Source organism: Empedobacter sp. UBA3239, from assembly GCF_002362875.1.
Classification (GTDB): Bacteria; Bacteroidota; Bacteroidia; order Flavobacteriales; family Weeksellaceae; genus Empedobacter; species Empedobacter falsenii_B.
Map to the genome: position 1 here is coordinate 1 of NZ_DEVJ01000062.1, position 7,247 is coordinate 7,247.

The following is a 7,247-nucleotide window of genomic DNA, read 5'->3' on the forward strand; positions in this document are numbered from 1 at the left end:
TAATCAAACAAAATCTGCCACTATTTAATCGAGCTCAACGAAAAATTAAGTTTTTCTATGCTTTGAACAAAGAAATAAATTCGGATGGTTATCATGCATTAATTGTGAAGAAAATTGATAACTCTGGGAACGAAATTATCTCATTTACATCGTTAAATGAAGCAAAAGATTATTTATTTTACATTACAGATAAATATAAGCTTTGTCAAAAAATAAATGGTTTATATAAAACCAAATCAAGTTGTTTTCAATATAGTTTAGACGAATGTAACGGAGCTTGTATAAATAGGGAAGAAGTGAAACTTTACAACAAAAGAGTTCGTCAATTTTTGAAAACAATACATTTACCCAAAAAGGACTTTTTATTTGAATTGGTTGGAAGAACTGAAAATGAAAAAGGTATTGTATTAATTGAAAAAGGAGTTTACAAAGGATTTGGCTATTGCGATCATTTAATTGAGAATCTAGACGAAATGAAATTATTTATTGAGCAAAAACAAGATAATAAGGATGTCCGAAAAATCTTATTTCGACATATAAAATCCGAATTATCCAAATAAACTCACTTGACCATCTTCACGCTGGTAGCTGAAATCAGTAAACGGAACAATTGGTTTACAATCTAACCAATTCATCAAATTCTCACCATCATTTAGGACTATTGGCATACGATGTTTAGTATTGTGGATATAATCCATAATGCCGACAGCTTCAGTTGTAACTATCGTAAACGTATCATCAGAATATAATCCTGCTAAACACATCAAATTATTGTTGATTCCGATATCATATTTGATTTTGTCTTTGCCTTCGTGTCGCCATTCATAAAAGCCATCAACCAATATCACACAACGATTGGTGTAAGCATCTCGAAAAGATGGTTTTTCATCTATAGTTTCAATACGTGCGTTTAGTGTATTATTCGAATTAAAATCATTTCCAGCCCAATGCGGAACTAAACCCCATTCCAACAAATGAATAAAATCTTGTTGATTGGTGATAACAGGTAATTTCGGATGATCAAAACCTTTGAAATGAGGATTTGGCGCAAATCTAACTTCAGGTTTGAATTTCAACCTTGATTTCTTTTCAATCTGTTCTTTTGTTTTGGTCACTTTTACATGAAAACACATAGCATCAACTTTGGAATAAAGATAATGATTAGGAAGAAAAGAACAATCAAAAAATAGAAGCTATTGAAACGATTGAAAACAAGTGAAACGAATTTTTTATAAACTTACGGTTTCACGTAAATCAGATTGTAACGCTCTATGTAGTTTTGTTGTATCAAGAAAATTAATTGTGATGGGAATATTTGATTTTTTAAAAAAGAAAGAATTTGATAAAATTTCTGAACTCGAAAAAAAGATTATTAGTTTAGAAAATACTAATTCTGAATTGAACTCTAATCTAACTAGATATAACGGAATAGTGGATGTAGAATTCTATATAAAAACAGAAAAAGAAAATCAACTATAGAATCAATTGAAATGATTGAAGAAGAATTCCCAACGAGTTTAATGTAATTCTAATATAAAGACTACTTAACGTTAGAAAAAAAACGTTTTATATGCCGAATTTACATTTTACTTTTAAACAATATAGATGTGTTAATTCGTTATTAAAATAAACTTACATTGTTATGTTTCCATAAGGATCAGATTTTAATAAAAGAATTTTGGCATTAGGATACATTGAGTAATAATTATAATCTATCTTCACGAAATCTGAAATCATAGTAAAACCACCGTCATCTGTCGCTAACACATCAACTCCTGCAGTGTATGAATAATCAAAAGCAATTGTTTTTTGCCATAGCTTTTTACCTTCTGGAGATAAATTAATGTATCTTATATCTGAGAACCCCATAGATCTATTATTATCTTTACCTGTAACCAATATATCTGAATTTGATAATTCAGTAACCGAAAATTGTGCAATTTCATCTGATAGGAAAGAGTGTTCCCATATAAAATTACCACTTTGATCAATTTTCTTTATAATATCAAATCTTTTATCATAAGCTCCCATCCAATGTCCCTGAATAATGAAATTTTCATCCTTTGTATTAATTATTTTTATTGGAAAACAATAACCATCGCCAAATTTTTTTTCGAAAATTTTATTACCATTCATATCAATTTTAAACAACCAAAATTTAGCATTAGAATATGTACCATTTTGGTCTTCAAGACGAGTATCTCCAAACATAATCATGTTATTATTCTTATCAAATGCTAAATCTAAAATATTATTATAATAATCTAATTCGTATGACTTATGCCATAATATGTTTTTATTTGGAGAAAACTTTACAGCAACACCTTTTATATCATCCATAAATTCTGAATGCATATGATTTCCAACAACAACCAAATTATTTTGTTGATCATACTTTAAAGACTCTAATAAAATATACTGATCGTATCCATATATTTCTCTAAAATCTTTTTGCCATATTTTATTGCCATTTTTATCTAATTGAACTACATAGTGTTGGTACGTGAAAATAGATCCATTATTAGAATTAATAATTTCAACAGGTTTATTTAATGTTTGATAAAAATCTGGATCTGAAAAAGTATAATATTTATTCCAAATTAAATCGCCTTCAGCATTAATTTTAAACACAAATACTGAACGAGAGAATATACCAGAAACCAAATAATGATTATCCTCTGTTAAAGTAATTGATGATAATTCACCATGATATTTATTTGGACCATAATCATAATCCTTCATAAATTTCAAGTAATATTTGAAAGTTATAAATTTAAAATATTCTCTTGTTTCATTACCATGACTGTCTTTTGCTATTATATAACCAGAGTAGTTTTTTAATTCTTCAAGATTTTGAAAATTAGCTTCTAAATCAATTAGATCTGAGAAAATTTTTACATTTTCTAGATAAATATCATATTTGACAGGATCATTATCAGGGTCAATTGCAGCATTCCAAATTATTTTAGCACTAGAATGTGACACATCTTTAATTGTTATCTCAAAGTTTTTTGGAGCTTGATTTACTTTTGTTACATCATCTTTTATATCTAACTTATCGTCGTCGTTTGAACAAGAAAACAAAAAGCCAATTGAAAAAAAAAGAAATATTTTAATATACTGCATTCTTATAAATTAGGTGAAAAAATACTTTTACAATAATAAATAAAGGATAATACTAAATAATTAACAAAATTTTTGTTTAAATATTACAACCAATATTTTTTTAACGAAGTAAAATACGGTGACTTTCGTAGTAAATCATCTATATTTTCATTTAGTGAAATTTAACTCAAATATACAAACAAAATTATATTGTATACCATGTTGTGTAAAATAAACAACCTCTTTAAAATCACTTTTAAAAAGGTTGTTATTTATACTATTCCGTGTTTTTGTACCTGAAATTGGAGTTGTGAACAGTTATCTTGTTATATGCTGTTTCATTTGTACATCTCAAGCACATATTTTACGTTTTCATTATTTAATTCTTTTAATTTTTCTATAGCACTATTAGAAATGTCTGAGTTAATTGTTTTTAGCGCATGAACACATTTTCTCAAAGTTGCCTCCAATTCATCATCATACCATCGGAAATGTTCTCTATCAATCGCAATATTTAAAATCGGTTCAACAAGTCTATCGTCTCTCAAATTCTCTAAGTAAATTGTGTTGACTAAATCTTCGTGCTGACTATGCCAAGTTTCCTTTAGAGCTTTTTCAAGATACTCGAAACAATTGCTGTCAAGCTTGTCTAAATTGTTGAAATTTAGATATTTAATAAGTTATTGTTCGTCTTTGTTTTCTACAGCTTTTCTGAATTTGTCTTTCATTGTTGCGTTTGTTTTTCAAATGGAAATATTGGCGAAGTACGGATTAAGTTAAGCAAATATACAATTCAGAGCCAAACGAAGCCAAAGCTGTTCCATTATTTGTAAAGCTACAAAAAATACGAATATGGATAGCTTTTGAGGTATTAGATAAAAACAGCAATCTAATCAAAACCAGCATTAATACTATCTTCAGACTTTTTTATTTCGTTATTTCATCAATAAAATCGTGTAGTCTTTTCGGTTTTATTCTTCCTCTAGTTTTATAATTAAGAAAACAAGTTGTTACAATTACCATTTATAAATCGGGAATAATACAAATCATTTTTCCTTCACAACCAATTGCTACAAAAACTTGATGTACGTTTGTTTTTATTCGTCAACAATAATAGCCGTAACCATTTGCATTTGGTAAAACATCCCAAGAATCTAATTTTACTTGTTCAGAAGTAAATTCCTCAATCCATTTTGAAGAAACAATTTGATTATTTTCATATTTCCCTTTATTCAAAACTAATTTTCCAAATTTTAGCATATCATTTGGTTTCATAAATAATTCTGAACCCGCTAAATTTCTATTTAAAACATTAAGTGACTGAAACTAATTTTGATCGTCGAAAATCAAATTTTGCATTAAGTTAAAAGTTTAATGAAAAAAAGAAAAAAAGAAAAAAAGAAAAAAAGAAAAAAAGAAAAAAAGAAAAAAAGAAAAAAAGAAAAAAAGAAAATTAGATACTATTTTCTTTTTCTATTAAACGAAAACCACTCAATGTGACAGTAAGAAAGAAAAACACGTAAAATGTTAAGCGTATCAAGTAGAACTTAATAAATCTATGTTTCTATTGTGGTTAGAAAGTATAGTATGCGATTCTGAGACAAGCCTAGAATGACAAAATCCGAGTTGTCATTCCGAAGAAGTGAGAACATATGAGAAATCTAGTATCTTAATAATGATAAATTCTATCAATGCAAAATTGTTCATGTAATACTCCTTTTTAATCTTTATTAATAATTAGTCTAAATAAATTGTTAATTATTTAGAATAATTCTATATTCGCACTCTAATTTGAGAACAGAATGTTAGGTAATTTATTGGAGAAGTTTAGATATGTGCTTGTAGTTGTAGTTTTTAGTGCAAATGCAAATGCAAATGCTCAAAATATCAATCAGCAATTAAAATTACATGTAATTGACAGTGATAGTATAGCATTACAAGATGTAAATGTCATTATCAACAATAGTAAATCTATTCGAACAGATAAAAATGGAGTTGCCGAAATAACTTTACCAATTGGTAATTATAGTTTAAAAATTTCTCACATAGCATATGAAGATAAAAATGTTAGCATAGATCTTACCAAAAACAGAACGTTAACATATGTGCTTGTCTCTAAAGAAATTGCTTTACAAGAAGTTGTTTTTACTGCAAAAGAAGACAAAGGATTGACATCTAAATCTGTAATAGATAGGAAAGCGATGGAACATCTACAACCATCTAGTTTTTCTGATTTGATGGAGCTTTTACCTGGTGGATTAGCCAAACAACCTAATCTTACAACGACTAATGTTGCTTTGATTAGAGAAAGTTCTGAAAGACCAACTGTAGGTGGTTATGAAACATCGTCTTTAGGAGTACAGTTTATGGTGGATGATAATATTATCAATTCCAATTCGGATATGCAACGTTCGTTAAATCAACTTGCATTTTCTTCAGCTCCAAAATATAGAAATACGATTTCGACAGGGATTGATATGCGAAGCATTTCGACGAATGACATAGAAAAAGTAGAGATAATACGAGGAATTCCGTCGGCTGCTTATGGTGACCTGACCTCTGGATTAATTAAAATAGAACGAAAAATAGGTGTAACTCCTTTACAAGCACGTGTTAAAGTAGATGGTTTTAGTAAACAATATTATGTAGGTAAAGGATTTAGTCTACGCGATAACTGGAAGTTGAATACATCTGTCGATTTTTTAAACGCGAAAGAAGATCCAAGCGATGATCAAGAGAATTATCAGCGTGTTACAGCATCATTGCGATCTGATTTAAAAACTAAATTATGGAATAATCCGTTGAGATGGAGATCTAATTTAGATTTTTCTAGCACTTTAGATAATGTTAGTATTGATCCAGATAATGCTTATGCACCTACAGATAGGTATAAATCTTATACAAGAAAATTTACAGTTACAAATAACTTTACATACGAACTTCCTAAAAAATCATTTTTTGATTTAGTAACTCTAAATACATCTATTATACAAGGTTTTGATCGTATAGAACAAAGACAATTCATACAATATTCGGGACCAAGAGCCTTACCATTATCAACTGAAGAAGGAGAAAGTGTAGGGATTTTTGCAGCAACTAGTTTTGTATCTGATTATAAGACAGATGGTAAACCTTTGGATTTGAACGCGCAATTACAAACATCTGGTAAAAAGAGTTTTATAGGCTTAATTAACACTTACGAACTTGGATTAGATTGGCGTTATAGCAAAAATAATGGTAGAGGAGATGTGTATGATGTTACACAGCCTCCATCTCCTAGTATGACTACGCGTCCTAGAGCATTTCGTGATATTCCTGCAACACAAAATATTGCTGCTTTTATAGGAGATCGTATCGATTATAAATTAAATAAACACTCATTTACATTATATGGAGGTTTACGTATAAGTAAGCTTTTAGGTGTGGATAAATCTTATACGATAAGCGATAAGGTTTTTGCAGAACCACGTCTTAATTTTCAGTATGGATTACCACAATTTATGATTGCAGGAAAACCACTTCAAATTGATTTAACATTAGGATACGGATTGTTTTATAAGCAACCAACAACTTATTATTTATATCCTAATAAACAGTTTACAGACTATGTTCAGTTAAATTATTATCATGATGATGCACGTTATCGTTACATAAATTATATGACGTATGTGCAATCATTAGAAAATAAAAATATAACTGCAGCAAAAAATATTAAGCAAGAAGTTAGAGCAGATTTTTCTTATAATAAACATAACTTCTCGATTACCTATTACAAAGAAAATATGAACAATGGTTTTCGACCATTCAATAATTTCAGAGTTAATTCATATAAAAAATATGATGCTACGAAAGTAGATCTTAACAATTGGACAGCAAACGGACCAGATTTAACAAATGTGCCATACACTATTGTAAGAGAACATGCAGCTTTTACAACGATAGAGAACGGAAGTGTGACGGATAAAGAAGGTATAGAATTTCAGTATAGTACACCACGTTTCAAAGGTATTAATACACGATTTACCTTAAGTGGTGCTTGGTTTAAAACAAAATATTACAATGATATTCCTATTTATGAAAAACCAAGTGTGTCTATAGGAGGAGTCATAGGGTCTTTCCCATATTGGATATCCCCCTGAATT

At 28.8% G+C, this 7,247-nt stretch carries 6 protein-coding genes and 1 pseudogene; 3 read left to right on the forward strand and 4 right to left on the reverse strand.

Annotated elements, in window-relative coordinates; translation table 11 throughout:
- Positions 1-560 (forward strand): annotated as a pseudogene (locus B4G36_RS09180) (exonuclease); the annotation flags it as partial.
- Here the strand turns inward: B4G36_RS09180 and B4G36_RS09185 are convergent.
- The gene (locus B4G36_RS09185) at positions 549-1,133 is read right to left on the reverse strand and encodes an SOS response-associated peptidase (RefSeq protein ID WP_225541547.1); all 585 of its coding nucleotides are present in this window, start codon (positions 1,131-1,133) and stop codon (positions 549-551) included. The pseudogene B4G36_RS09180 and the gene B4G36_RS09185 overlap by 12 nt on opposite strands.
- A 172-nt stretch (positions 1,134-1,305) precedes the next feature.
- Between B4G36_RS09185 and B4G36_RS09190 the strand changes: the two genes are divergently transcribed.
- A complete protein-coding gene (locus B4G36_RS09190) occupies positions 1,306-1,479 on the forward strand; it encodes a hypothetical protein (RefSeq protein ID WP_291063525.1) in 174 nt (57 codons plus the stop codon).
- Positions 1,480-1,632: 153 nt separating this feature from the next.
- Here B4G36_RS09190 and B4G36_RS09195 read toward each other — a convergent pair whose 3' ends face one another.
- The 3 genes from B4G36_RS09195 to B4G36_RS09205 form a co-directional block, all read right to left on the reverse strand.
- Positions 1,633-3,126, reverse strand: a complete 1,494-nt coding sequence (locus B4G36_RS09195) for a hypothetical protein (RefSeq protein ID WP_291063527.1) — start codon at positions 3,124-3,126, stop codon at positions 1,633-1,635.
- 317 nt (positions 3,127-3,443) lie between these two features.
- Positions 3,444-3,653, reverse strand: a complete 210-nt coding sequence (locus tag B4G36_RS09200) for a hypothetical protein (RefSeq protein WP_291063529.1) — start codon at positions 3,651-3,653, stop codon at positions 3,444-3,446.
- A 556-nt stretch (positions 3,654-4,209) separates the two neighbouring features.
- Positions 4,210-4,380: a hypothetical protein gene (locus B4G36_RS09205; protein ID WP_291063531.1), complete on the reverse strand. Its 171-nt coding sequence runs from the start codon at positions 4,378-4,380 to the stop codon at positions 4,210-4,212.
- Between the two features lie 527 nt (positions 4,381-4,907).
- On the opposite strand from B4G36_RS09205, the gene B4G36_RS09210 reads away from it, so the two are divergent.
- The gene (locus B4G36_RS09210) at positions 4,908-7,244 is read left to right on the forward strand and encodes a TonB-dependent receptor plug domain-containing protein (RefSeq protein WP_291063532.1); all 2,337 of its coding nucleotides are present in this window, start codon (positions 4,908-4,910) and stop codon (positions 7,242-7,244) included.
- The last annotated feature ends 3 nt before the right edge of the window (positions 7,245-7,247 follow it).